The organism is Micromonospora sp. CPCC 206061, assembly GCF_036906915.1.
Lineage (GTDB): Bacteria > Actinomycetota > Actinomycetes > Mycobacteriales > Micromonosporaceae > Phytohabitans.
This window is the reverse complement of sequence record NZ_JBAKHX010000041.1, coordinates 26,706-52,265: the sequence shown is the minus strand read 5'-3', so window position 1 is coordinate 52,265 and position 25,560 is coordinate 26,706. Positions and strand designations below refer to the sequence as shown.

The 25,560-nt window shown below is 72.2% G+C and carries 21 protein-coding genes and 3 pseudogenes; 11 read left to right on the top strand and 13 right to left on the bottom strand.

Annotation, left to right across the window (positions count from 1 at the left end; genetic code table 11):
* Window positions 1-6: 6 nt before the first annotated feature.
* Window positions 7-543, top strand: a complete 537-nt coding sequence (locus tag V6V89_RS25005) for a hypothetical protein (protein WP_334621759.1) — start codon at window positions 7-9, stop codon at window positions 541-543.
* Window positions 544-611: 68 nt separating this feature from the next.
* Here the strand turns inward: V6V89_RS25005 and V6V89_RS25000 are convergent, their stop codons facing one another.
* A complete protein-coding gene (locus V6V89_RS25000; RefSeq protein ID WP_334621758.1) occupies window positions 612-2,342 on the bottom strand; it encodes an ABC transporter ATP-binding protein in 1,731 nt (576 codons plus the stop codon).
* Window positions 2,339-4,030, bottom strand: a complete 1,692-nt coding sequence (locus V6V89_RS24995) for an ABC transporter ATP-binding protein (protein ID WP_334621756.1) — start codon at window positions 4,028-4,030, stop codon at window positions 2,339-2,341. Before V6V89_RS24995 ends, V6V89_RS25000 begins: the two co-directional genes overlap by 4 nt.
* Window positions 4,031-4,304: 274 nt before the next feature.
* Here V6V89_RS24995 and V6V89_RS24990 point away from each other — a divergent pair, with 274 nt between their 5' ends.
* Entirely contained in the window at window positions 4,305-5,480 is a 1,176-nt protein-coding gene (locus V6V89_RS24990; protein WP_334621755.1) for an HNH endonuclease signature motif containing protein, read from the top strand.
* Window positions 5,481-5,628: 148 nt separating this feature from the next.
* Here the strand turns inward: V6V89_RS24990 and V6V89_RS24985 are convergent, their stop codons facing one another.
* The gene (locus V6V89_RS24985; RefSeq protein ID WP_334621754.1) at window positions 5,629-6,558 is read right to left on the bottom strand and encodes an aminoglycoside phosphotransferase family protein; all 930 of its coding nucleotides are present in this window, start codon (window positions 6,556-6,558) and stop codon (window positions 5,629-5,631) included.
* Window positions 6,559-6,781: 223 nt separating this feature from the next.
* Here V6V89_RS24985 and V6V89_RS24980 point away from each other — a divergent pair.
* A pseudogene (locus tag V6V89_RS24980) lies at window positions 6,782-8,083 on the top strand (adenylyl cyclase); the annotation flags it as partial.
* A 122-nt stretch (window positions 8,084-8,205) separates the two neighbouring features.
* On the opposite strand, the gene V6V89_RS24975 reads toward V6V89_RS24980, so the two are convergent.
* Window positions 8,206-8,946, bottom strand: coding sequence for an ABC transporter permease subunit (locus tag V6V89_RS24975; RefSeq protein ID WP_334621753.1), 741 nt, complete (start codon window positions 8,944-8,946; stop codon window positions 8,206-8,208).
* The gene (locus V6V89_RS24970) at window positions 8,943-9,653 is read right to left on the bottom strand and encodes an ABC transporter ATP-binding protein (RefSeq protein WP_334621751.1); all 711 of its coding nucleotides are present in this window, start codon (window positions 9,651-9,653) and stop codon (window positions 8,943-8,945) included. The genes V6V89_RS24975 and V6V89_RS24970 overlap by 4 nt, the downstream gene beginning before the upstream one ends.
* Before the next feature lie 91 nt (window positions 9,654-9,744).
* On the opposite strand from V6V89_RS24970, the gene V6V89_RS24965 reads away from it, so the two are divergent.
* The 3 genes from V6V89_RS24965 to V6V89_RS24955 are packed head-to-tail and all read left to right on the top strand — an operon-like array spanning window position 9,745 to window position 12,248.
* Window positions 9,745-10,833, top strand: coding sequence for a sensor histidine kinase (locus V6V89_RS24965; RefSeq protein ID WP_334621749.1), 1,089 nt, complete (start codon window positions 9,745-9,747; stop codon window positions 10,831-10,833).
* Window positions 10,830-11,486, top strand: a complete 657-nt coding sequence (locus V6V89_RS24960) for a response regulator transcription factor (protein ID WP_334621748.1) — start codon at window positions 10,830-10,832, stop codon at window positions 11,484-11,486. Before V6V89_RS24965 ends, V6V89_RS24960 begins: the two co-directional genes overlap by 4 nt.
* A 9-nt stretch (window positions 11,487-11,495) precedes the next feature.
* Complete coding sequence (locus V6V89_RS24955; protein WP_334621747.1) at window positions 11,496-12,248, top strand: alpha/beta fold hydrolase; 753 nt, start codon at window positions 11,496-11,498, stop codon at window positions 12,246-12,248.
* 190 nt (window positions 12,249-12,438) lie between these two features.
* On the opposite strand, the gene V6V89_RS24950 is transcribed toward V6V89_RS24955, so the two are convergent.
* From V6V89_RS24950 to V6V89_RS24920, 7 genes and pseudogenes are all read right to left on the bottom strand, one after another.
* Window positions 12,439-12,636: a hypothetical protein gene (locus tag V6V89_RS24950; RefSeq protein WP_334621746.1), complete on the bottom strand. Its 198-nt coding sequence runs from the start codon at window positions 12,634-12,636 to the stop codon at window positions 12,439-12,441.
* An 86-nt stretch (window positions 12,637-12,722) separates the two neighbouring features.
* A complete protein-coding gene (locus tag V6V89_RS24945) occupies window positions 12,723-14,864 on the bottom strand; it encodes an alpha-galactosidase (protein WP_334621745.1) in 2,142 nt (713 codons plus the stop codon).
* A 54-nt stretch (window positions 14,865-14,918) separates the two neighbouring features.
* Entirely contained in the window at window positions 14,919-15,491 is a 573-nt protein-coding gene (locus tag V6V89_RS24940) for a TetR/AcrR family transcriptional regulator (RefSeq protein ID WP_334621773.1), read from the bottom strand.
* Window positions 15,446-16,798, bottom strand: a pseudogene (locus V6V89_RS24935) (isoprenylcysteine carboxylmethyltransferase family protein). The gene V6V89_RS24940 and the pseudogene V6V89_RS24935 overlap by 46 nt, the downstream one beginning before the upstream one ends.
* Before the next feature lie 121 nt (window positions 16,799-16,919).
* Window positions 16,920-17,771 (bottom strand): hypothetical protein, encoded by an 852-nt coding sequence (locus V6V89_RS24930; protein ID WP_334621744.1) that lies wholly within the window; start codon window positions 17,769-17,771, stop codon window positions 16,920-16,922.
* 77 nt (window positions 17,772-17,848) lie between these two features.
* Window positions 17,849-18,511: a response regulator gene (locus tag V6V89_RS24925; RefSeq protein ID WP_442935211.1), complete on the bottom strand. Its 663-nt coding sequence runs from the start codon at window positions 18,509-18,511 to the stop codon at window positions 17,849-17,851.
* Window positions 18,508-19,734: a sensor histidine kinase gene (locus V6V89_RS24920; RefSeq protein ID WP_334621742.1), complete on the bottom strand. Its 1,227-nt coding sequence runs from the start codon at window positions 19,732-19,734 to the stop codon at window positions 18,508-18,510. Before V6V89_RS24920 ends, V6V89_RS24925 begins: the two co-directional genes overlap by 4 nt.
* Before the next feature lie 91 nt (window positions 19,735-19,825).
* Between V6V89_RS24920 and V6V89_RS24915 the strand changes: the two genes are divergently transcribed.
* The 5 genes from V6V89_RS24915 to V6V89_RS24895 all read left to right on the top strand — a co-directional run bounded on the left by V6V89_RS24915 (window position 19,826) and on the right by V6V89_RS24895 (window position 24,707).
* Entirely contained in the window at window positions 19,826-20,557 is a 732-nt protein-coding gene (locus V6V89_RS24915) for an ABC transporter ATP-binding protein (protein WP_334621741.1), read from the top strand.
* Window positions 20,554-21,906 (top strand): hypothetical protein, encoded by a 1,353-nt coding sequence (locus tag V6V89_RS24910; RefSeq protein ID WP_334621740.1) that lies wholly within the window; start codon window positions 20,554-20,556, stop codon window positions 21,904-21,906. Before V6V89_RS24915 ends, V6V89_RS24910 begins: the two co-directional genes overlap by 4 nt.
* Window positions 21,903-22,616 carry an ABC transporter permease gene (locus V6V89_RS24905; RefSeq protein ID WP_334621739.1) on the top strand — a complete coding sequence of 238 codons (714 nt, stop codon included), beginning with the start codon at window positions 21,903-21,905 and terminating at the stop codon, window positions 22,614-22,616. Before V6V89_RS24910 ends, V6V89_RS24905 begins: the two co-directional genes overlap by 4 nt.
* Window positions 22,617-23,034: 418 nt before the next feature.
* Window positions 23,035-23,787: a zf-HC2 domain-containing protein gene (locus tag V6V89_RS24900; RefSeq protein WP_334621738.1), complete on the top strand. Its 753-nt coding sequence runs from the start codon at window positions 23,035-23,037 to the stop codon at window positions 23,785-23,787.
* 542 nt (window positions 23,788-24,329) lie between these two features.
* The gene (locus V6V89_RS24895; protein WP_334621737.1) at window positions 24,330-24,707 is read left to right on the top strand and encodes an Mth938-like domain-containing protein; all 378 of its coding nucleotides are present in this window, start codon (window positions 24,330-24,332) and stop codon (window positions 24,705-24,707) included.
* Window positions 24,708-24,927: 220 nt separating this feature from the next.
* On the opposite strand, the pseudogene V6V89_RS24890 reads toward V6V89_RS24895, so the two are convergent.
* Window positions 24,928-25,508, bottom strand: a pseudogene (locus V6V89_RS24890) (dihydrofolate reductase family protein).
* Between the last annotated feature and the right edge of the window lie 52 nt (window positions 25,509-25,560).

Genomic DNA, 25,560 nt, shown 5'->3' with positions numbered 1-25,560 from the left:
CGGGTCATGAACCTGCTCGCCCCGTTCACAGGCACCCTCTACCTGCCGGACAAGGAGTTCCTGGCCACGGGTACGCCGGTTCTCCTGTCCGACGGCCGGCCGGTGGCGTCCATCCAGTGGCACACCTGGTCGCAGCGGTTCGAGGTGCTCGACCTGGCCGGGGCGGTCGTGGCGGCGTGCCGGCCGGAGGGGTTCTTCCGGCGGCGGTACCCCGTGCACGCAGCGGACGGGCGGCTCCTGATCGACCTGCGGCCGGGCACGTGGCGGGCCTTCAACGGCGCCGAGCTGACCGTCGCCAGTGGTCGCCGGCTCGCGATCCGCCAGCCGAGCATGTGGTCGAACCGGCAGTTCGAGTTCCACGCTCCCGAGGGGCTGGTGGGTCGGATCGCGCCGACCACCGGCACGTTTACCTTCCGACCTGATTCATACGCTTTCGAGCTGCTTCTCCCGGTACTGTCCTCATTGGAAGCGATCTCGCTCGCTCAGGCGTTGCGGCTTGTCGCGCGTGGGCAGCGGCAGGCGGCCGCGTCCTCCAGTAGCTAACAACCCACCGGTCCGCGCTTCGCCATCAAGGACGACCAGGACTCCCACCCGCTGCGCTGAGACTCCGGCTAGCCGTGCCAGGAGCGCCAGAGGGCGGCGTACGTGCCGCCAGCGGCGACCAGCTCGTCGTGGCTGCCCAACTCGGTGATCCGGCCCTCTTCGAACACCGCGACCCGGTCCGCGTCGTGCGCGGTGTTGAGCCGGTGTGCGATCGCGATGACGGTCCGCCCCTCCACCACGGCGGCGAGCGCCCGTTCGGTACGCCGCGCGGTGGTCGGATCGAGTGCGGCGGTGGCCTCGTCGAGGATGAGCGTGTGCGGGTCGGCGAGCACGAGACGGGCCAGCGCGAGCTGCTGCGCGTCGGCCGCGCTGACCTCGAGAGCGCCGTCGCCGAGCTCCGTGTCGAGCCCTTCCGGCAGGTCGGCGTACCAGTCCGCGCCGACAGCGGCGAGGGCGGCGCGCAACTGTTCGTCGGAGGCGTCGGGCGCGGCGAACGCCAGGTTGTCGCGGAGCGAGCCCATGAAGATGTGGTGCTCCTGGGTTACCAGCGCGATCCGGCGGCGGCGCTCGGCCGGGTCGAGGTCGGTGATCGGGCAACCGCCGACGCTGACCGTGCCTTCGCGCGGCGCGTCGATGCCAGCCAGCAGCCGGGCGAGCGTCGACTTCCCCGCGCCGGACGGGCCGACGATCGCCAACCGCTCGCCGGGGCGCACCTCCAGGTCGATGCCGTGCAGCACGTCATGGCCCTCGGGGTACGCGAACCGCGCGCCGCGCACGACGAGCCGCTCGCCGCGGGGCACGGACGTCACGCCGCGCGGCTCCGGCGGGACCAGGCCGACGCCGAGCACGCGGGCGAACGAGGCGATGCCCCGCTGCGCCTGCTCGATCCATTGCAGCAGGCGGTCGAGCGGCTCGATCGACCGCTGGAGGTACAGTGCGGCGGCGACCACCTCGCCGAGCGTGAACCAGCCATCGGCGAGGAAGAAGCCGCCGAACAGCAGGACCGCGGCGATCGGGAGCGCATAGCTGCCCTCGGCCACCGGAAAGAACACCGACCGCAGCGCGAGCGTGGCCCGCCGGGCCGCCCACATCTCGCCGATGCGCTCCGTCCCGTACCGGATGCGCTCGCCGTCGAGGCCGAGCGCCTCCACGGTGCGCGCGCCCTCGGCGGTGGTGGTGAGCGCGTCGGTGATCTCGGCGGTCGCGGCGCCTTCGGCGAGGTACGCGGCGCTGGCGCGGCGCAGATACCACCGGGTGACCGCGTAGATCGACGGGAGTCCGACCAGCGCGACCAGACCTAGGAAGGGATGCAGCAGAAAGATCGCACCGAGCAGCAGTACCAGCTCGGCCAGCGAAAGCACGATGACCGGTAGCACGTCCCGCACGGTGGTGCCCACGGTGTTGACGTCGACCGAACTGCGGGTGGCAAGGTCACCGGTGCCGGCGTGCTCGACGACGGAGACGGGTAGTCGGAGCGTCTGCCGGACGAACCGTTCGCGCAGCCGCGCCACGGCTCGCTCGCCGAACCGGTGGCCGGCGTACTGCGCGTACCGGGTCAACAGCCCCTGCACCAGCACACATCCGCCGATGGCCAGTGCCAGGCGATCGACGGTGCCGGCGCCCCCGCCCGCGGCCACCTCGTCGACGATGCGGCCGAGCAGCCACGGCGTGGCAAGGCCGGCGACCGCCGCCAGGCCGTGCAGGGTCAGCACGATCGCCGCCGCGCGCCGGTCTCTTGCGATCAGGTCGAGCGTGGCACGGCGCACAGTGGTCCGATCGGCAATCGGAAGCCGCCTCATCGCCGGGCCCCGTCGCGGTGGCCGGCGGCGTCGTCGATGTCGGCGTCCCGTGCCACCAGCGCCCGATAGGTGGGATCGTCGTCGAGCAGCTCGACGTGGCGGCCGGTGGCGACAACCCGCCCGTCGCGCACATGCGTGACCACGTCGGCGGCGCCGAGCAGCAGCGGCGACGTGGAGATCAGCACAGTCGTGCGGCCGGCGCGAGCGGACCGCAGCCGCTGCGCGATGCGCGCCTCGGTGTGCGCGTCGACGGCGGAGGTCGGGTCGATCAGGATCAGCACATCGGGCTCGGCGAGCAGCGCCCGCGCCAGGCGGATCCGCTGGCGCTGGCCGCCCGAGAGCGTACGGGCGCGGGCGGCGACGGAGGTGGAAAGCCCGTCGGGCAGCGCGTCGACGACGTCTTCGGCGGACGCGGCGCGCAGCGCGGCCCAGATCTCAGCGTCGCCAGCACTGGCCCGGATCCGCAGGATCTCGCGCAGCGCGCCCGCGAACAGGTACGAGTCGTGGTCCGCGACGAGGATCCGAGCACGCACCTCGTCGAGAGCCATCTCGGCGAGCGGAACCCCGCCCCACGTGGCCTCGCTGGGTGCGAACCGTCCGAGCCGGTCACCGAGCGCCACCGCCTCGGATGGCTCGTCGACGGCCACGCCGATCAACAGGCCATCGGGCACCACCAGCCCGCTGTCGGGATCGTAGAGGTCGGCCGGGCGCTCCGGGGTGGACCGCTCTCCCCGGCCACCGGCGTCGTCCGCCGTCAGGCTGAGCAACGCGACGATCCGGCGGGCGGCGACCCGACCGCGGATCATCTGGTAGGCGCCTTCCAGCAGGAACCAGACCGGCACGATCAGCACCGTCACGTATCCGTACACGGCGACCATCTGCCCGATCGTGATGCCGCCCTGCGCGGCGGTCCGCGCCGCGAGCCACACCACGGCCGCGAGGAAGAGCCCCGGGATCACGATCGTCAGCGCGTCGATCCAGCTCCGGACCGCGCCGACCCGGTACCCCTGGGCAAGCAGGTCCTGCGACTGGGCCGAGAAGCGCCGCGCGAACAGGCCGCGCCCGCCGACGCCGGCGAGCACGCGCAGCCCGGCGACGATGTCACCCGCACGGGCGGTGAGCGCGCCCTGCTGGCGGCGGTACACGTGCTCGGCGTTCTCGAGGCGGCGCAGCAGCGGACCGGCGAGGATGGTCATCACCGGGACGCCGAGCAGCACGAACAGGGCCAGGAAAGGAGAGACCGACCACAGCAGGACGGCCACGACCGCGTAGGCGAGGACCGCGCCCACACCCGGCCCGGTCATCGTCAGCACCGCCGAAGCGTGCCCGATGTCGGCGCCCCCCACGGTGGCTGTCTCGCCGGCGGCCAGCTTGCGCGGCAGCACGGCTCCGATCCGGGAGAGGTGGCGCAGCAGGACACCGGCGGACCGGGCGGTCGCGTCCTCCCGTACGAACGTCATCGTGCGGTGCCGCATGATGCCCAGGTACGCGAGCCCGAACCCGGCCACCGCGATCGCCGTGACCCACAGCGCCAAGGCCCGGCGGTCGTGCGCGCGGAGCCCGTCGTCGATGGCGCGGGAGACCAGGTACGGCCGGACGGCCAGCCCGATCATCCAGGCTGTGCCGATCAGGCTGCCTCGCAGCACGCGCACCGGCTGGCAACGGACCAGCCACCAGATGTACCGCATCGGTCCCCTCGTGTCCGGAACGCCAGGGTCCGGATGAGGGATGCGCGGCATGCGCCACAGGCTACCGACCGCCCAGACGCGGTTGAATCGATTTTCCGCTTGGACGACGCAAACCTCGATTTCGCGACACGCTGTCCGACACGCCGATCGCGGTCGCCATCGAGACAGATTGATCTAGCACCTCCGTTCGAGAATGGGGACATGCTCGACGTCGACGTGTTGGTCCCAGGCGCGTGACCTGGCCGCCAAGTGCGCTGACGCGGGTGTGTGGTCGGTGCCCGACGCCGACCTGGTGGCCGTGTTGGATACCGCGCACGCGTTGGAGCAGTTGGCCGCGACGGTCAAGCTGCACGCCGTGCGGGAGGTAGACGGGCGTGGGATCCCCGCCGCACAGCACGCGACCAGCGTGGCGGTGTGGTTGCGGCAGCGGCTGCGGGTCGACATCCACACCGCTCGCCGGATGGTGGAGTTGGCGCGGCAGGTGGAGCGGCGACCCGGGTTGGACCAGGCGTTGGCCAGCGGTGCGGTGTCGGTGGATCAGGCTCAGGTGATCGCTACCGCGATCCGTGACCTGCCGGACCGGCTCGCCCCCGAGGTGGTAGACGCGGCTGAAAGCCTGATGGTCGGCTGGGCAAAGGAGTTCGAGCCGAGGTCGATGCGGCAGCTCAGCACCGGCCTGTTGGCGTATGTGGCGCCGGAGTTGGCCGACGAGGCGGATCGGCGGGCAATCGAGCGGGACGAGAAGCGCGCCCAGCAGACGCGAGCGTTCGCCCTGTCCGACCAGGGTGATGGCCGCTACCGGGTGACCGGTTGGCTGGACGCCGAGGCCGCCGCCACCGTCTCCGCCGCACTTGACCCACTGTGCCGGCCGAGCGGTGATGAGCGAAGCCCGACCCAACGGCGTGCGGACGCACTGGTGGATGTCTGCAAGCTGGCCTTGGGGTGCGGAGAGCTGCCAGACAACGGTGGTGACCGGCCTCAGGTGGTCGTCACGGTGCCGTTTGACGTGCTGCGGGGCGAGCTGGGCGTGGGGCAGTTGGATTGCGGCGACCGGCTCAGCGCGGAGCAGGTGCGCAAGCTGGCCTGCGATGCCCGGATCATGCCGGTGGTGTTGGGTGGTGACGGTCAGGTCCTGGACGCCGGCCAGGCTCGGCGGCTGTTCACCGGTGCGTTGCGGCGCGCCCTGGTGGCTCGCGACGGCGGGTGCGCTTTCCCAGGCTGTGACCGGCCGGCACGCTGGTGCCACGGCCACCACGTCAAGGCCTGGACAGCCGGTGGGGCCACCGCTCTCGACAACGGCGTTCTTTTGTGTGGCCATCACCACCGGGTGATCCACCAGGGCGAGTGGCAAGTGCGGATGGCCGCCGACGGTCGGCCGGAGTTCATCCCGCCCGCTTACCTGGACCCCGCCCGCCGCCCCCGCCGCAACACCTACCACCTGCGCACATAGCCGAGGCGGCACGGCTGTCAGAAACCTGGACACGCGACCAGCCCACGTGGTCACCGGCCAGGTCTGGTGCTCTGCGTAGGAACGACGGGCGGCAAGGTGGCTCGCCTGACGATCACCAGAGCCGATTACGAGGGGGTGCGCTTCAACGTCACCGTCTGGGAGTGACCAGCGCGGACGCCACCGCCTCGTCGAAGCCCGAGTGCCACGTCGCGTCGTCCGACTCGACCTCCCAGAGCTTGTTCTGCAGGATCCGCGCCAGCGTCCACGCCACCGCCCGCTCCCGATCCAGGCCGAGCACCTCGGTCATCAGGTCGAACCGCCGCTGGACCGCCCGCGGCACGTCGCCGGTCGCGACCACGTCGTCCCAGCGGTTGTGCAGGGCGGCGAGCAGCTCGAAACCTGGATCGCCGGCGAGAGGTTTGGGGTCGATGGCGAGCCACGGCTCGCGCTCCCCGGCGAGCACGTTCTCGTAGTGCAGGTCCCAGTGCAGCAGCCGGTCGCCCGGCTCGGGCAGCACCTCGCGGAGAGCGGCCGTGCCGTCCCGGATGAGCCGCCGCCGGTCCGGATCGCCGTCCTTGGCCAGGGCGTCCGGCACCCGGTCGAGCATCGCGGCACCCACATCGGCCAACCTGCGGACGCCGGGCGGTGCCGCGACGGCGTTGAGGCGCAGCAGCAGCTCGCTGATGATGCGGGTCGCGGCAAGGTCGTCAGGCACATCCGCCAACATCCGCCCCTCGAGCCGTTCCAGCAGCAGCGAGCCGTCCTCCGGTTCGTACCGCAGCAATCGCACCGCACCGTCGCCGTCCCATGCCTCGAGGGCGACCGGTTCACCGGCGGTCTCGTCGTCGATGGGCTGAAGCTTCAGCATGGCGGGGGTGCCGTCGTCACGCACGACCGGCACGACGAGCGCGACCGCGCCGTAGATCGGTTGCCCGTCGCGGCGCAGCTCCCAGCGCTCCATCAGCTCCGCCGCCCGACCGGGCAGCGCCGCGATCCACGCCTTGCCGGCCTCGCCGTAGAACTTCGCGTGCGACTCGACCAACTCGTCGGGCACCTCAAGGCGAAGATCGCTCGTCATCGCTCAAGCATGGCGGAACTGGCCCCGGCCGCAACTGTTGACCCCTGTGTCAGCGAGCGGACAGTGGGTGTGCTTGTCCGGCGGATATGGCGAGCGCGGGATGAGGCTCCGACGCGATACTGCGACCGTGGATGGGGAGATCGTCGCGGATGACGGGTGCCGGCTGTGGAGCGCTCAGGCGGGCAGCGGGCCGCCGCTGGTGTTCTGCCATGGCGGGCCGGGACTGCGCCGTCTCAACGTCTCCGGCGCCAACCTGTCGCTCATGGACTACTGCACCGCCGGCCCGCAGTACGCCAGCGGCGGCTTCATCGCCGACTCGCGGCTGCCGTTCGTCGTCAACGGGTCGCAGCAGCAGTGGCTGACCCGCAACAGCGAGGTCGCCGGCTGGTCGAACGCGGTGTGGAACCAGGTCTTCGCGGGCGTCACCGGCGCCCTCGAAGACGCCGCGTTCCCCAACCCTCCATACACGACACTCGCCACGACGCCACTGAGCCGCGAAAAGCCGTATCTCTTCGTGGACACCAAGGGCCGGTACCAGGTGCGCGTGCCCGCCGCCCAGCGAAACAGCAGCGGCATCACGTGGGCGAACGGGCTGACGCCGGGACGCACGATCCCGCTGTCCCACTTCCACGTCGCGACGCCGCGAGACTCCGTGCGCACCATCAATTCCGAGCTCGCACGCGGCAAGCACCTGCTGCTCACGCCGGGCGTCTACGACATCGCGCGCAGCATCGAGGTGCGGCGGCCCGACACCGTCGTGCTCGGCATCGGGCACGCGACGCCGCTGGAGGTGGCGGGCGTGCCGGGCGTGGTGATCGCGGGCGTGACCATCGACGCGGGGCTGACCGAGTCGCCGGTGCTGTTGCGAGTGGGGCGCAAGCACGGTTTCGAGTTCAGCATGCCGAACAACCCGACAACACTGTCCGATGTGTACTTCCGGGTGGGCGGGCCGCACGTCGGCAAGGTAGACACCGCGCTGGAGGTCAACAGCGACGACGTGCTCATCGACCACGCGTGGGTGTGGCGCGGCGACCACGGCGTCGAGGGCTTCACGGACACCGAACGGTGGAACACCAACACCGGGCGGTACGGCGTGGTCATCAACGGCGACGACGTGACCGCCACAGGGCTCTTCGTCGAGCACTTCCAGCGGTACAACACGGTCTGGAACGGCGAGCGCGGCACCACGATCCTGTACCAGAACGAACTGCCGTACGACCCGCCGACACAGGCGGACTGGATGAACGGCGACGTCGAGGGGTACGCCGGCTACAAGGTGAGCGACCGGGTCCGTCAACACACCCTGTATGGCGGCGGCGTGTACGTCTTCAACCAGAACAACCCGTCGATCCACACCGAGAACGGCTTCGAGGTGCCGGACCGGCCGGGCGTCACCCTGCACCACGTGATGACCGTGAACTTGAGCGCCGGCACCATCGACCACGTCGTCAACGGCGTAGGCGACGCGGCCGACACGACCCGAATCGGCCAACCCGTCTACATCACGCGCTATCCCGCACCGTAACGCTCCTCACCCGCACAGCCGATGCAACCCGGCCAGCGCACGAGTAGCCGGCGGGCGGCGATCAAGGAGGTTCGCGCGGAAGTTGCGGCGCTGGCGGCACTCAGGTAGTCCTGCGTTGCCGCTCAGGCGTCGCGCTGACGCAGGACCGCGTATCCGCCGAGGAGCGCGGCGACCGCCCACAGCGCGAGCAGTCCCATGCCGCTCCACGCCCCGTAGTCCCGTGCCCACCGGGCCTCGTCCTGCGGCCCGGCCAGATGCAGCATGACCCACGCGGTCTGGTCCGGCAGGAACTGCGTCACCTCCCGCACTTTCGGGATGTTGCCGAGCCCCTGGGAGCCGAGAAACAGCAGCGGCAGCAGTATGCCCAGGGTGAGCGGGCCGCTGCGCAGCATCGTCGCCACGCCCAGCGCGAACGCGCACATCAGCGGCAGGTACAGGCACGCGCCCACGAGCGCCTGCGCCGTGCCGTCCCCGGTGAGCGACCTGTCCAACCCGGCCTGCGCCGCGAGGAACGTGACCGGCACGGCCACCACACCGACCACCGCGGCGACGAGCGTCGTGGCGGCCACCTTCGACGCGTAGAACCGGCCCCGGTCCGGAATCGCACAGAGCGAGGCCCGGATCGTGCCGGTCGAGTACTCGCTGGTCATCGCCAGCACCCCGAACACCACGAGCGGCAGCTGCCCTAGCGTCAGCGGCAGAAACGCGATCATCAGCGGGTCCTTCTCGAACGCCTGGCCGCCGCCTGATCGAAGGCTCAGCGCCAGCAGGTACCCGAGCGCCCCGCTGAGCACGACGGTGAGCGGCAGTGTCCAGAAACTGGACCGGACGCTCCGGATTTTCGTCCATTCCGCGGCGATCATCGGGCGCCTCCCGCCGTGAGCCGGAGGAACGCGGCCTCCAGCGAGTCGGTGCCGCTCTCGGCCACGAACTCGGAGACCGTGGTGTCCGCGAGCAGCCGGCCGCGCGCCACCACCACGAGGTGGTCGGCGGTCATCGCCATCTCGGTCATCAGGTGGCTGGAGACGAACACGGTGCGCCCCTCGGCCGCCAGGCCGCGGAACAGTTCGCGCGCCCACACCACGCCCTCGGGGTCCAGCCCGTTGACTGGTTCGTCAAACAGCAGCACCGGCGGGTCGCCGAGCAGCGCCGCCGCGATGCCGAGCCGCTGCCCCATGCCGAGCGAGAGCGCCTTGGCCCGGCGGCCCGCCACGTCGGCGATGCCCACCTGCTCCAGCACGGCGCGCACCCGCGAGCGCGGGATCCCGTTCGTCTGGGCCAGCCACAGCAGATGGTTGTAGCCGCTGCGCCCGCCGTGCACGGACTTCGCCTCCAGCAGCGCGCCCACGCGCCGTAGCGGGTGGCGCATGTCCCGGTACCGCTCGCCGTCGATGCGCACGTCGCCGCTGGTCGGGCGGTCGAGCCCGAGCATCATGCGCATGGTCGTCGACTTGCCGGCGCCGTTCGGCCCGAGGAAACCGGTCACCATTCCGGGACGCACCGTGAACGACAGCCCATCGACCGCCACCACCCGCCCATACCTCTTGCTGAGGTCACACACTTCGATCACTCGCACCACGCTAGGAAGGTGGGCGCTCGCCGGCAGTCCTCGAAAGTCGCGGCCTGACCCGACGAAGGTTGACGCACGTACCCTTCAGGGCGTGAGCCGACACTTCCTCGCCGCCGCCGTGGTCGCCGTCGACACCGCGCTGCTCGTGGCCGTGCACGGCATCGGCTACCTGTGGGTGGCGGCGCTGTTCGCCGCGACGGTGGTGCTCGCGTACCGGCAGCGGCTCGCCGGGTTCGGCGGGGCGCTGCTGCTCGGTGCCGTCACCGCCGGCGGGTACGCCGTCCTGGTCTGGACCGCCTACCGCGCCGGGCGCGGCGCGTCCAAGCGCGTGCTGGTCGCGGTCGGCGCGACCGGGCTCGCGACGCACCTCGCGCTGCTCCCCTCGAACACGCGCATGGTCCCCCAGCTCGTGGTCGTCTACCTGGTGTTCGTCGCGCTACCGGCGGTCGTCGGCCGGTACGTCACCCAGCAGGAGCAGCTGATGTCCGTACTCGGCGACCAGGCTCGCCTGGCCGAGCGGCTGCGCATCGCCCGGGACATGCACGACTCGCTCGGCCGCCGGCTCAGCCTGGTGTCGATCCAGGCCGCGGCGCTCGAAGTCGCGCCGCTGCCGGCGGAGCAGCGACGGGCCATCGGCCAGCTCGGCACCGCCGCGCGCGAGGCCATGACCGAGCTATACGGGGTGATCGGTGCGCTCCGCGAGCCACAGTGCACTGTCGACATTGGTGCGCTCTTGACTCAGTTTCGGGACGCCGGGGTGCCCGTGACCGTGGAGCCCGCGGAGCCGCCCGCGGTCGGCGAGGCCGCCTACCGCGTGGTCGAGGAGGGACTGACCAACGCCGCCAAGCACGCCCCCGGCCAGCCGGTGTCGGTGAGCCTTCGCAGCGAGGGCGACACGCTCCTCGTCACCGTCGCCAATCCGGCTACGTCGCGGCCGGCGAGCACGGCCAGCGCCGGCGGCGGGCGCGGCCTGCCCGGTCTTGATGAGCGGGTACGCCTTGCCGGCGGGTTGCTGCACCACGGGCACGCGGATGGCCGCTTCCGCCTGACCGCGATGCTGCCCGTCGCGCCAGCGGCACCTGCCGCGTCGCCGCCCCGCCCGGCGCTGCTCGGCACCGCCGCGGCGGTCCTCGTCCTCATCGTCCTGCCGGTGAGCCTGATGCTGGGGGTCAAGGGGTGATCCGGGTCCTGGTCGTTGACGACGAGCCGCTGATCACGGCCGGCATCCGCACGGTGCTGGAGTCGGCCGGTGACATCGCGGTCGTGGCGGAGGCGGCCGATGGCCGTTCCGCCGTGGCCGAAGCCCTGCGGCACCGTCTCGACGTCGCGCTGGTCGACATCCAGATGCCCGTACTGGATGGGCTGTCCACAGTGGAGGAGCTGCGCCGCGTCCGGCCCGATCTGCGCACCGTCATGCTGACCTCGTACGGCGCCGAGCCGAACGTGCTGCGCGCCCTGGAGAGCGGCGTCGCCGGTTTCGTCCTCAAGAACTGCGCGCCCGGCGAGCTGATCGGGGCCGTCCGGGCGGCGCACCGCGGCGACGCGTACCTATCCCCCGAGGTGACCCGGATGGTGCTCGGCATGGTTGGCCCCGCCGCGGCCGGGCGCCGCCGCGACGCCGCCGACCGGTTGGCCGCGCTCGCGCCGCGCGAGGCCGACGTGCTGGCGCTGGTCGCCGAGGGCCTGTCGAACGCGGAGATCGGCCGGCGCGTGAGCATGAGCGAGCCGACCGTCAAGACGTACGTGAGCCGGGTTCTCGTAAAGCTGGACTGCGAAAACCGGGTACAGGCGGCCCTGCTCGCCCGCGACGGCGGCCTGACCCGCTCGTCGTAGGGTGTGCTGATGACCCTCGCTCATGACGCCGCCGGCAGCGGTCCGCCCGTGCTCCTGCTGCACTCCACGGTCTGCGACCGGCGGATGTGGGATCCGCAGCTGCCGGCGCTGACCGACGCCGGCTACCGCACGGTGCGGTGCGACCTGCGCGGCTACGGCGACTCCCCGGTGCCTCAAGCGTCGTACAGCGACGCGGAGGACGTCGTCGAGCTGCTCGACACGCTCGGCATCGAACGGACGGCGGTCGTAGCCGCGTCCGGCGGCGGGCGGGTCGCGCTGGAGGTGGCGGCGCGGTGGCCGTCGCGGGTGTCCGCGCTGGCGCTGCTGTGCACCGCGATGGCGGGGCACGAGCCAGGCCCGGCGCTGCGGGCTTTCGGCGAGCGGGAGGACACTCTGCTGGAGGCCGGCGACGTCGGCGCGGCTACCGAGTTGAACGTGGATACCTGGCTGACCCCGGACGCCACTGAGGCGACGCGCGAGGCGGTCCGCGCGATGCAGCGCAACGCCTTCGTCGCGCAGCTCGCCGGCCCCGACGTCGCGCCGATCCAGGCCGAGACCGACCTCTCCGCCATCACCGCGCCCGCGCTGCTCGTCTCCGGCGCCCGCGACCTGGTGGACTTTCGCCAGGTCGCCGCCCGGCTGGCGGAGCTGCTGCCCGACGCTCGCCGGATCGAGCTGCCCTGGGCCGGTCACCTGCCCAGTATCGAGCGCCCCGAAGAGCTGAACGCGATCTTGATCGACTTCCTGACCATTGACAGTTAGCGATTCGATCGCCACCTTCTCGGGAAAACGCTTTCCGCTCTGCCCAGGTCTGCCCACACTAGTCCGCGCCGGCGTAGGGGTCGGCAAGATCGAGGCTTGACCCGCGACCGACTCTGGACCGCGCACGCGGCACGCGGACGGCCGGCGCCGAGGGGGGATCAACGCCAGCCGCCCGCGCCGAAATCGCCGGTCAGCGGAAGCTGAACCGGCGCCTGCGCTTGCGCCCGGACAGGCGCTGCAGGGTGTCCGCGCCGCGGTGCAAAATGCGCGTCGCTCGCGACGAGCCGCGCCGCTGCTCGACGGCGTTTCCGATCTGCCGCGCACCCGCCGCCACCAGCGGGACGGCGATCGCGATCAGTGCCCAACGTCCGATGGCCTTGCCGATCATCTCAACCTCCAAGGGGTGCTTCCCCTGGCTTACCCGCCCCGGCCGCCGATTATGTACGCGCTGGTCAGACCGGGTGCGAGCGGCCGTCAGGCGGGGTCTAGGGCCACGAGGGTCACGGTGTGGGGGGCTCGACGGGGGATGGGCAGGCCCTGGACGGACAGCACCTCGGCGTCGACCGCCGCCTCGCCCACCGGCCCAACCGGGTCGGCGGCGGGGTACACACCGATCCGCGCCACCGGCCTGACCCATCGCGCCCGGTACCGGCCCGGCGCCAGCCCCGGCACGCGCAGGTGGAGCGGGCGCTCCGAGGTCGACTCGTCCATCTGCACGTGAGCCATCAGCGCCCGCCGCCCATCGGCCGCGACGACCCCGTGCGTCCAGACTGCGGGGTCGGGCGAGTCGAGGCGTACCACCCGGCCGCTGTGCAGCAGGTCGCGGTAGGCCTTGTAGACCTCGATCCACTCGGCCAGCGCCTCCCGCTCCGACGCGTTGGTGCGGGTGAGATCCCACTCGATGCCGAAGTGTCCAAAGAGGGCGGTCGCGGCCCGGAAGTCCAGCGGGAACGCCCGGCCGGTCTGGTGCGACTCCGGCGACGCGATGTGCGCGCCCAGGTACTCGGGGGCGGCGAGCTGGACGGTCCAGCGCTGGATGCCCTGCCGCGCCCTAGCGTCGGTCATGTCGGAGGTCCACACCCGCTGGACCCGCTCCAGTACGCCGAGGTCGACCCGCCCACCACCGGACGCGCACGACTCCCACTCGACGTGGGGGTGCCGGGCGCGCAGCTCGTCGAGGAGCCGGTAGAACCCGAGGGTTTGGCCGTGTACCGCCGGCGCGCCGCTCCGGGCGGCTGAGCCGGCCTCCAGCAGGTCGCGGTTGTGGTCCCACTTCACGTACGAGATGTCGTATGTGGACAGTACGGCGTCGATGCTCTCCAGCAGGAAGTCGACGACCTCGGGGCGCGACAGGTCGAGCACGTACTGGTTGCGCTGCTGCAACGGTGTGCGCCCGCGCGGGGCCAGGATCCAGTCGGGGTGCTCGCGAAACAGGTCGGAGTCCGGATTCACCATCTCCGGTTCGAACCACAGGCCGAACGCCATGCCCAGCCCGCGCACGTGGTCGATGAGCGGGGCGAGGCCCTTCGGCCAGACGGTCTCGTCCACGTACCAGTCGCCGAGGCCGGCGGTGTCGTCGCGCCGCCGGCGGAACCAGCCGTCGTCAAGGACGTACCGCTCGACGCCGATCGAGGCCGCGATGTCGGCGAGCTCGCACAGCCGCGCCAGGTCGTGGTCGAAGTAGACGGCTTCCCACACGTTGAGGTTGACGGGGCGCGGGCCGCTCGGGTGTGCCGGCAGCGACCGCTGGTACCCGTGGAACGCGGCGGCCAGCCCGTCGAGCCCGTCGCGGGACGCGGCGACGTGCACCCACGGCGAGCTGTACGAATCGCCGGAGCCCAGGACCAGCTCGCCGGGCAGCAGCAGCTCGCCCCCGCCGGCGGTGGCCGGGGAGGCGCCGTCGCGCTCCACCCGGTACACGTTGTTGCCGCTCCACGCGACGTGGACGCCCACGACCTCGCCACCCTCGAAGCCGAAGCCCGGCGTGCCGGCCACGACCATCGTCGCCGCGTCGAGGCCGGTCTTGCCGTGCCGGTTCTCGCGCAGGTACAGGCCGTCGGTGAGCGCATGCCGCTGCGGCACCCGCTCGTTCGCCCAGCGGCCGGTGAAGTCGAGCACCTCGGTCAGGTGCTCGGCCAGCGGCACCACGACCTCCAGACCGTCCACAATGTATGGCGAGTCGCCGGTGTTGGTGACGGTGTGGCGCAGCCGCAGTGCCCCGCCGGGCAGCGACTCGACCTCGGTCGAGAGCGCCAGCCCGGCCGCCTCGTCGGTGGCCGACACCCGCAGCAGCGCACCCTCGACCGTGACGGCCGTGGTGTGGAACGCCGTCGACCAGTCCAGCCCGGCCGCGGGCCCGCCGGCCACACAGAGGCGGTGGCCGCGCAGCCCCGGCCGCACGTACCAGCCACGGGACTGCTCGGGCAGCAGCGAGCTGGCGCCGGGCCCGGCGGTCGCCGCCCACGACGAGGCGTCGCCGGCGCCGCTCGCCACACCGAGCCAGGAGACCAGCGGCAGCCCACCGGACGGGTCCGGCGCGAGCGCCAGCGCGGTGTGCCCAGCCGGAGCCGGATCAGGGTGCACCAGCGCGTCCCACCGGAGTTCGTCGTCAGCCATGTCCCGCCCTTCAAGCCGCCCGAACCTGGAAGCGTACCGGCCCTGGCCAGGCCGTCACCGGCGGGCGGAGGCGCGGGTGAGCTTGGCGCGCAGGGCGCGCCGGGCGACCGGGCCCATCTCGTCGACCACCTCGACGAGCACCGCCAGCTGTTCGAGGGCGTCCAGCGCGTGCCGCGCGCCGTCGGGGTCCACGCCTTCAAAGAGCTCCAGCCCGATGAACGCCGCCGACACCGCGCGCGCCAGGCCCGGCACGTCGGCCACGTCCGCGAACGGGGAGCCGGCCAGCAGGCGGCTGAGTACCGGCTCGATCTGATCGATCCAGAGTCGCAGCGCGGCGGCGACCGGCGCGCCCAACTTCGGGTCGGCCTGCGCGCCAGCGAGCAGCTGGGCGAGAATGGCCACGTTGCCGAGCCGGCGTTCCTCGGCGTGCAGGGTGCGGCCGACGTCGAGCAGTTCGCGCAGCGAGCCGACCTCGGCGAAGGCTTCGGCGTACCGCTCGACCCGCGCCGCCGTGTTGACGGTGCACGCGGCGGAGAGCAACTCGTCGACGCTGCCGAAGTGGTAGAACACGAGCGCCTGGTTCACCCCGGCGGACGCGGCGATGGTGCGGGCGGAGACGCCGGCGATGCCGTGGGTGCGGATCGCGTCTATCGCGCCGTCGAGCAGCCGCTGCTTGGTGTCGTTCGACATCGCTCCCCCGGTTGCGCCGCGTGCGGTGGCGCAATCATCGCATCGGTGACGAGTTGCGCAAGCCCGCCGACGCCGGGCAGCCGCAACAGCCACCCGACCGTGGCCCAGCCGAGGTCTATGTGCTCCAAGGCACGCGCGACGGCGGTCACCCCCCGTTCCTCGTGGCCGCCGTCGGCGTACAGGGACCGCCACAGCGGCGGTCGGTGCTCGTGCGCGGGCGCCAGCGTGAGGCCGTGCGGGCGCCGCCGCTTCAGGAAGCGCGCCACGCCGCGACAGGCCTCGCACCCCTCGTCCAGCCACAGCACCGCGGGCGGGCCGGCACGGTACGGCGTCCAACGCGGACGCCAATCCCGCACGGACCGCCGGTATTCGCGCCATCGCTCCCCGTGCCGGCCGGCGAGGTCGTGGTGCTCGTGCGGGCGCGCGACGCCCGCGCCGAACGCCGCGGCCGCCAGCGCCGCCGCGCCGAGCGTGGCGCTGCGCGTGCCCGCGGCGAGCAGGCCGAGCAGCGCGACGGCGCTGAGCTGCATCGGGTTGGCGACATAGGCGTACGGGCCAGTGGTGACCAGCCGCACCGGTGGGTCCCACGGATACGGTGTGCCGCCGCCCCGGACCGCGAACTCCCGCACCGCCATCAGTGCGGGCGCGGCGACCAGGAGCCCCACCTGTGCCAAGGAAAACAGCAGCGGGCGGGGCAGCCCGGTCAGGTGCGTCCACGAGCCGTCGCCCATCTCGAACGCGACGGTGGGCACCAGCCACAGGGTGACCGCCGCGAACACGGCGATCTGGAGCACGGCGCGCGCACCGAGGCGCCGCCGTTCGGCGGTCCAGCGGCCGAGCAGCTGGGCGGGCAGCGCCACGAGCAGCAGCCCGACTGTTTCACCGATCAGCCAGTGTGTGCCGAGCCGCACGAGCGGGTCGAGGGCCGGCATCGCGACCGCGTCCAGCCACAGCAGCAGGCCGAGCGCGAGGGGAAGCGGCACGAACCGCCGGTACAGCACCGGTATCGCGCCCCACAGCACCGCCCAGCCGAGCCACAGGTCCACCGGCAGGCCGCGGAACGCGCCGTCGACGGGTGCGAACCCATACCACCCGGCAACCCGCGCCACCTCGTTGAGGGCGGCGATGCCCACGGCCGCCGCGACAAAGGCGAGAAGCGCGGCGGCTCCGTCGCGTCCCGGCCGCCACCGCGCCAGCGCGCCGAGCGCCGGCACGATCAGGCAGAGGTACCGGGCGATGGTCATGCGCCGCCGCCCGCAGCCGCCAGAAAGCGAAGCGAGCGAAGCGACCACAGCGACTGGCGGCTACAGTGCGGCTTTGAGGCGCATGATCCGCGCGGGCGAAGGCGGGCGCCAGCCAGCTCAGTCATCGCGGCACCATCGTGTCCAGCAGGTAGCCGGCGCCTTCGCGCATCAGCGTCTGCTGTACGGGACCGAAGTACCACGACGGGTCCAGGCGCCGCGTGTACACGATGGACAGTCGTACCTCGGTGCGCTCCCCCACCGCCTTCCACGCCACGGTCGCGCTGCGCCAGACCAGCCAGCGCGCCGTGATGGCGGAGTCTTCGACGACGCGGAACTCGATCCGGCCGGGCGCCGCGGCGACGACCTCGGTGACGGTGTGGCCGCCCGACCCGTGCGCGCTGCCCGGGTAATGGAACATCCAGCGGTCGCCGGCCGCGAGCCCGCTCCCGTCGACCCGCTCCGGCAGCGGCACGCGGAGCATCCGCAGCGGCACCGACCGCACTCCCGCCGACCCTGGCCCATCCGCCAGCCGCGACGCGACCTCGTCGCGGCTCAGCGCCACCGTCCGGGTCACCGTCACCGCCTGCTCGGGATCCAACCGCACACCCGTGCCCTCCAGCGCGAGGACCAGAAGTAGCGGGATCGGCAGCAGCGCGTACCGCTTCTCGGGCTGCTCGGCCCAGTTCAGCAGCGCCGCAGCGCCGTGCGCTACGGCATACACCAAAGGGGCGGCGAGCACGACGCAGATCGCACCCTCGTGGAGGGCGACCGCCGCGAGCAGCAGGCCGACGGTGGTCACCGTGAATACCCGGCCGTGCGTGGTGCGCCCCGGCATCAGCACCAGCGCGATCGACATGAGCACGGGCAGGCCTATGAAGAGCAGCGCGCTGTCGGCCCGCCCGTCACGCACGGCGAGGACGAAGACCGCCACGCCGAACAGCCCCACCAGGCCGGCCAGGATCCACCGCGCCATCACACCCACCCCATCTCTTGAGCACTCGCTCAAAACGCAAGGTAGCATGCTTTTGAGCGAGCGCTCAAGAGATGGGTTCAGCCCTGGAGGTAGGTCAGGACCGCGCGCACCCGCCGGTGGTCGTCGGCGCTGTCGGCGGGCAGGTCGAGCTTGGTGAAGATCGAGCCAATGTGCTTCTCGACGACCTTCTCGCTGACCGTCAGCGCCCGCGTGATGGCCGCGTTGGAGCGGCCCTCGGCCATCAACTCCAGCACCTCCCGCTCGCGTGGTGTCAGCCGAGTCAGCGGGCTGCGGCGCCGCGCCAGCAGGTGGCGCACCACCTCCGGATCGACGACACAGCCTCCGGCGGCCACCCGCTCCACCGCGTCGACGAAGTCGCGAACCTGGAGGATGCGGTCCTTGAGCAGGTAACCGACGGCGGCGCTACCTGTCGACTCCAGCAGCCTCGCGGCGTAGGCGCTGGCTACGTACTGGCTCAGCACCACGATCGGCAGCCGCGGGCGGTCGAGGTGGAGCGCGAGCGCGGCGCGCAGGCCCTCGTCGGTGAACGACGGCGGCATTCGCACGTCGGTGACCACCACGTCGGGCGCGTGCTCCTCGACGGCTGCGACCAGACCGTCCGCGTCGTCGACCGCCGCGACGACCTCGTGGCCGAAGCGGCCGATCAGCGCGACTAGGCCCTCCCGCAGGAGTACCGCGTCATCCGCCAGTACGATGCGCAGCGCGCCGGCGCCCCTCACCCCGTCCAAGGCAACTCCACGGTCAGCACCGTCGGCCCTCCAGCGGGGCTCGACAGCGTCAGCGTGCCGGCCAGCGCGTCCACCCGGTCGGCGAGCCCGGCCAGCCCGGTGCCGCGATCCGGGTCGGCGCCGCCCACCCCGTCGTCGCGCACCCGCACGCGCAGCCTTCCGCCGCGTACCCCGCCGGTGATCTGGACTTCGCTGGCGCGGGCGTGCTTGGCGGCGTTGGCGAGCGCCTCCGCGACCACGAAGTACACCGTGGACTCCACTGTGGACGACAGGCGGCCGGGGAGATCCAAGCTCACCGCGACAGGTGTCGCCGACCGGTCGGCCAGCTCGGCGACCGCCGCGGCCAGCCCCAGATCGGTCAGCACCCGCGGATGGATCCCCCGCACCAGCTCGCGCAGCTCGGTCAGCGCCGACGCGGCCTGGTCGGCCGCCCGCCGCAGCAGCGACCGGGCCGCCGCCGGGTCGTCATCGAGGTGCAGGTCAGCGGCGACCAGCGTGACGCCCAGCTCCAGCAGGTGCTGCTGGGCGCCGTCGTGCAGGTCGCGCTCGATGCGGCGGCGCTCCACCTCGAACGCGTCGATGAGCCGCACCCGCGACCGGGTCAGCGTCCGCACCGTGGCGTCCTCCCCCGGGGCGAGCAGCAGCCGGGCCAGCGCGCCATGCGCCGCCGCAGCCAGGCTCACGGCGTACACGATGGCGACGGCCGCGACGAGCACCTCGACGACCGCGAGGATTGCGGTGACGGCGGCCACCCCGACGTCTACCCCATCGGCCGGGGCGCCGGTCCCTGACCGGGTCACCGTGCCGAAACCCAACGCCAGCATCGGGCCCGCCGCGAGCGCGGCCGCCGTCGCGTCCAGCACCAGCAGTAAAGTGCCATGCAGCACCAGATACGCCAGCTCGCGCCACGTCACCGGCTCGGCGTACCGGTGCCGCAGCCACGCCACGAGCCCGGGACGGTCCGGGCGACGGTGCGGATCGGGCACCGGCGGGTCACCGAGCAGCAGCAGCCGGCGCCGTTCCAGCGCGGCCAGCGGTGCGGTGAGCGCCGGTGCCCCGACCACCAGGCCGGCCACGAGCGCCACCAGCAGCCAAACCAGTGTCACCGCGCCGAGCACGGCACCGGTGAACACGTACGCCAGCGCCCGCACCGGCCACAGCGACGTCAACAGCCGCTGAGGGCCGCCGCGCAGCGCCGCCCAGAGCGTCGTCATGGCCGACACCGTACGCGGTAGGGCTAACCCTCCCCCGGTAACGCGGGTCCGGCCTCCTGTGCCGGCACACGTGTGCCGCTTCGATGGTGGCATGAACGCGATCGAATGCCGCGCGCTGCGCAAGCGGTACGGCCGGACGGTAGCCGTCGACGGGCTCTCCTTCACCGTCGCGCAGGGCCGGATCACGGGGTTCGTGGGGCCTAACGGCGCCGGCAAGTCCACCACGATGCGGATGATCCTCGGGCTGGACGCGCCCGACGAGGGCACGGCTCTGGTCAGTGGCCAGCCGTACCGGCGGCTGCGGGCGCCGCTGCGGCACGCCGGCGCGCTGCTTGACGCGAGCGCCGTGCACCCGGGACGGCGCGCCCGCGACCATCTGCTGTGGCTGGCCCAATCGAACGACCTGCCCCGCAACCGGATCGACGAGGTACTGGAACTCGTCGGCCTAGCCGCCGTGGCCAGGCGCCGGGTCGGCGGGTTCTCGCTCGGCATGCGGCAACGGCTCGGGATCGCGGCGGCGCTGCTGGGGGACGCGCCGGTGCTGATGTTCGACGAACCGACCAACGGGCTCGACCCCGAGGGCATCGTTTGGGCCCGCCACCTGTTTCGCGGCCTGGCCGCCGAAGGGCGTGCGGTGTTCGTGTCCAGCCACCTGATGAACGAGCTCGCCGGCACCGCCGACCACCTGGTCATCGTCGGGCGCGGGCGGCTCCTGGCCGACACCCCGGTCACCGCGTTCGTCGCCGGGAGCGGCACGGACTCGCTGGAGGCGGCGTACCTGGCCCTGACCCGCGGCGCGGTCGAGTACGGGGGACGGCGATGAGAGGGCTGGTGCTGGCCGAGTGGACCAAGCTGCGCACGGTGGTCGGCACGGCAGGGTGCCTGGTCGCCATGGCAGGTGCCCTCGTCGCGGTAGCGCTGCTCATCTCGTCAGGCAACCCCGGCACATACAGCGACACGGACCACGTCGACGAATTCCGGTTCGTCCACCGGGAGCTCACCGGCGACCACACCATCGTCGCGCGGGTCACCGGCCAGGAGAGCGACCAGCCGTGGGCGATGGCGGGCATCCTCGTGAAGCGCAGCCTCACCCCGGGCGCCCAGTACGCGGCGCTCGCGGTCACGCCAGGCCATGGCGTGCGGATGCAGACCGGCTTCACCACCGACATCGCGGGTGACGCGCGCCCAGGACCCCGGTACCTTCGGCTCACCCGTACGGGGGACACGGTCACGGGGTCCGAGTCGGGCGACGGTGTGACGTGGGACCGGGTCGGTACCGTGACGCTCACCGGTCTCCCGCCGACCGTCCACCTCGGATTGTTCGTCACGTCGCCGGGAATGACCCGGGTGCACCCGATGCGGCCGGGGCTCGTCCAGATCCGCCCGAACACGGCGACGTTCGAAGCGGTCCGGGTCTCCCCCGCCGGTCCCGCGGGCCCTTGGCAGGCGCTGGACGTCGGCGGCACCTCGGCCCCGACCACAGTGGAGGTCAACGGCAGCGTGGCCGTGACCGGGTCGGGCGACATCGTCGGCCGCTCCGATGACGGCAGCCGCATCGTGGCCGCCACCGCCGGCACGGTCTTCGCCGCCCTCCCCGCCATAGCGCTGGGCGTCCTGGTGACGACGTCCGAGTACCGCTGGGGCCTCATTCGCACGACGCTCGCGGCCGCCCCTCGGCGCGGCCCGGTGCTCGCCGCCAAGGCGGCCACCGTCGCCATTACCGCGTTTCCGGTGGCGCTCGCCGCGACCGCGGCCGCCCTGCTGGCCGTCCAACCGCTGCTGCACCGCAACGGCTACCGCCCACCGACGTACCCCGACCCGTCACTGCTCGACCCGGCGGTCTTGCGGGTCGTCACCGGTACCGCCATCGTCCTGACCCTGCTCGCGCTGCTGGGCCTCGGCATCGGCGCGCTCGTCCGGCGAAGCGCGGGCGCCATCACGGTGGTCGCCGCGGCCGTGCTCGTACCCGTCGCCGCCACACCATTCGCCCCAAGCTGGCTGCAGCGGTTCACGCCGGTGGCGGGCCTGTCTGTGCAACAGGTGCGGGAGACCGACGACACGCTGCTGCTGCCGTGGGCGGGCCGACCATGGATGGGGATCGCCGTCCTCAGTGGATACACGGGCCTCGCGCTCGCCGCCGGGTACTGGCGGCAGCGCCGGAGCGACGCGTGACCAGCCCGCTTTGGGCACTGCGCGCCGAGTGGACCAAACTGCGCACCACGCGCGGCACCGCCTGGCTGCCGTCTCTCGCGGCGATCCTGACCATCGGGGGCGGCGCGGCCGTCAGCGCCGTGGCGGCGCCTGGCACGACAGCGTGCGCATCCGGCTGCGACCCGGTCACGCTCAGCCTCTCCGGTGTCCACCTCGGCCAGCTCGCCGTGGTCGTGCTGGCCGTCCTCACCGTCACCAGCGAGTACCAGACCGGCCTCATTGCCGTGACGCTGGCGGCGACGCCGCGACGGCTGTCCGTGTACGCGGCGAAGGTGGCGACGGTCACCGCCGCTGTCGTGCCGGCGGCCGTGCTCGGCGTCGCCGGCGCGCTGCTCGCCGGTCGTCTCCTGCTGCCCGGCAACGGGTTTCCAATGGCGCTCGCCCGGCAGACAGTGCTGCGCGCGGCGGCCGGCACCGTCCTGTACCTGTTCCTGCTCGCCCTGCTCGCGCTCGGCCTCGCGACCGCCCTCCGGCACACGGCGCCCGCGCTCAGCGCGGTCCTCGCGCTGCTCTACCTCTGGCCGCTTCTGGGCCGACTCGTCGCCGTCGAGCCCTGGCACGCGTGGCTCGACCGGTACGCACCCGCGAACGCCGACCCAGCCGCGCTCGCGGGCTATGCGGCGGCGGCCCTGCTCGCCGGTGGCGCGTTCTTCACGGCCCGAGACGGGTAGTCGCGTCTACCACTGCCCCTGCGGCATCCTAGGAGGCTGGCTGATTCATTCGGGCGGATGCGACACGGTTGTGCCCGCCGGCCATAAAGAGGTGCGCGGGTACGACTCGGCGCTGTTCGTTCCTGAAGAACGACAAATTCTTCACCTACGACGTGTCGAAGAAGCCCATGATGGAAGTGACGGGCGGCACCAGCTCCGACCGCTGGAGCCCCGCACAGCGGGCCCGGCTGCCGGGCCCGATCCAGCGCCGCACTGCTACGTCGACCCCGCCGGCACCGTGGTGTACCGGCAGGATCGCACCAAGACGGCGGACCCGGACCCGCGCGAGTGCAGGCCGCCGACCCCTGGGCCGCTGACCCGTCAGAGCCGATCGCAGGTCGGCGGGAACCAAACGGGCTCGGTGGCCGACAATCCAGTCATGAGGTGTGATGACTTCCGGGAATCGCTGTCGGCGCGGCTGGACGGTGAAGACGACCCGGCCGAGCGTCCCGCGACCGACGCACACGTGGCCACCTGCGCTGCCTGCGGCACCTGGTTCGAGGCAGCCGTCCAGGTCACCCGGCTGGCGCGCACCTCTCCGGTACCGGACGACATCGACCTTACTAGCACAATCCTCGCGAATCTCCCGGCCGCGCCGCCGCGCCGGCGGCGGCTCGTGCCGGTACTGCGGGTGCTACTGGGCGCGCTGGGCGTCGCGCAGTTCCTGCTCGGCGCGGCCCAGATCAGCGGTTTTGCCGCGGCGGCACACCTGCACAGCGCCGCCGGCCAGCCCGCCGGGCACCTGTGGCACGAGTCAGCGGCGTGGAACGTCGCCGTCGGTGCGGGGTTCGCGTGGATAGCGTGGCGGCGCACCCGCCCCACCGGGATCGTCCCGACGCTGACCGCGTTCGTGGCCGTACTCACCCTGCTGACCGTCAACGACCTGATCAGCAGCCGCGTCGACGTGGCGCGCGTCCTCAGCCACACGATCATCGTGGCCGGTTACGCCATCATCCTGTACCTCTCCCGGCGCGGCGCCAGCCCCAGCGAACCGCCCGCGAGCGGCTCCCGCTGGCGCGCGACATTCGACCCAGAGCCCGCGAGCGAGCCAGCCGCGCCACCCCGCCTGCGTTTGATCCGCGGCTTCGGCGGCCCCGTCGAGGTCCGCTACAACGACCGCCGCGCCGCCTGACCCGCCGCCGGCGTCAGGGTCGCCAGGCGCCGCGGTCGACGTCGAGCATGACACCATTGTCGGACGCCAGCACTAGATCAAACTGCATCGATCCCACGCGTCATCGGCGTGTCGCCCGGCGTGTCGAAAAATGCCCCGGGCGCCGCGCCTCTGTTGGTTAGCGTGCGGTCATGACGCTCGATCCTGAGACGGTGCTTCCGCCGGCTGCTCGTGGATCGCGACCTCTCGGTCTGCGCGAAGCTACTGGCCGATGACTATGTCGACCACGACGCGCCGCCCGGACGCCTCCCGGCCCGGAGGCGACGCGGTCCCATGGGGCCGGGATGCTCCGCGCGTATCCAGACCTGCGTTTCACGATCGCGCGACTGGTGGCGCTCGACCGGACGCGGTCCAGGCCACCTGGCGCGGCACGCATCACGAGGGCGGTCCGCCGCTGCGGCAGGACGGCCTGCTGCTGATCCGCGTCGATGCGACGGGACATATCGCGGAACGGCGCTCGGCGTACGGCGATGCCGGTACGGTCTAGCGGGAGGGAGGTCGCCATGACGGATGACCGCAAGACGTCGCCGCGCATTCTCGCGATCTCGTGGGGCCATATGGACGTCGAGGGTCTGACGCCGGGCAAGGACTTCAAGCTCTACCCCGGCGGGGGCCGCCCGTGGGACTGGTCGGAGACCGGCACCCAGCACCGCCCCGGCGTCCAGCCCGCCGATGTCGAAGAACTTCTCGCGTACGGCACCACCGTCGTCGTGCTGTCGCGAGGGATGCAGCTCCAGCTCGAGGTCGACCCGCGCACGCTGGCGCTCCTCGAAGAGCGCGGCGTCACCGTGCACGTGGCCGAGACGGTCGAGGCGGTCCAGACGTACAACGATCTGGCCCTAACCCAGCCGGTCGGCGGCCTCTTCCACTCGACCTGCTAACGCGGGCTTCCCAAGCTCGGCCGCACCCTGAGCAAGCGAGCCGCTGAGATACGACGGAAACCGGCACCCAGTGATCTTGAGTTGAACCTGCCGCAGGTGAGGTGCTGGGGCGGATCGACGTCGGCTGCCCGACCAGGGACAGCGATGCGCAAACGCAGCCGGAGGCCCGATCTTGTGTCACCGTTCGCAGTGGACTTGTTCGCGTAGCCGCTCAGATCGGTCAACGGCGCACCCGATAGCGTAGGTGAAGCACCCGGTTGCCCTGAATCACCACGTCAGGATCCTCCAACAGGTGCTGCGCGTCGACCGACCCGAAGTAGCGCTTGCCGGAGCCGAACACGACGGGTACGACGTCCATGCGCACCTCGTCGACCAGACCCGCGGCAAGCACCTGGCCACCGACGTCGCCAGCGGCGACCTCGACCAAGCGGTCACCGGCAAGCTCCTGCGCCTTGGCCACGGCTGCCTCGACGCCGTCGACGAAGTGAAACGGCGCCTCGGGGTCCCACCCTCGGGCCTGCCCTTGTGGGTCACGACGACGACGTGGTCGACCCCGGCCGGAGGCTTCCCGTCCCAGCCGTCCGTCATGTCGAAGACGTGGCGGCCGGCGATTGTCGCCCCGATCTGGTCCCAGTACGGCCGGGTGTAGTCATAGGACGTCTGCGACACCTTCACCTCGCCGCTCTCGTCCAACGGGACGTCACCGCTGGTCAACCAGTCGAACAGCGGTCCGGGCTGGTCGTTCTCGTCCGCGACGAAACCGTCCACCGACACCGAGGCGTACATGACTACCTTGCCCACGGGGCTCTCCTCTGCTTCGGGGTCCCCCAAATTAGCGTGTCGTGAGCTGTCG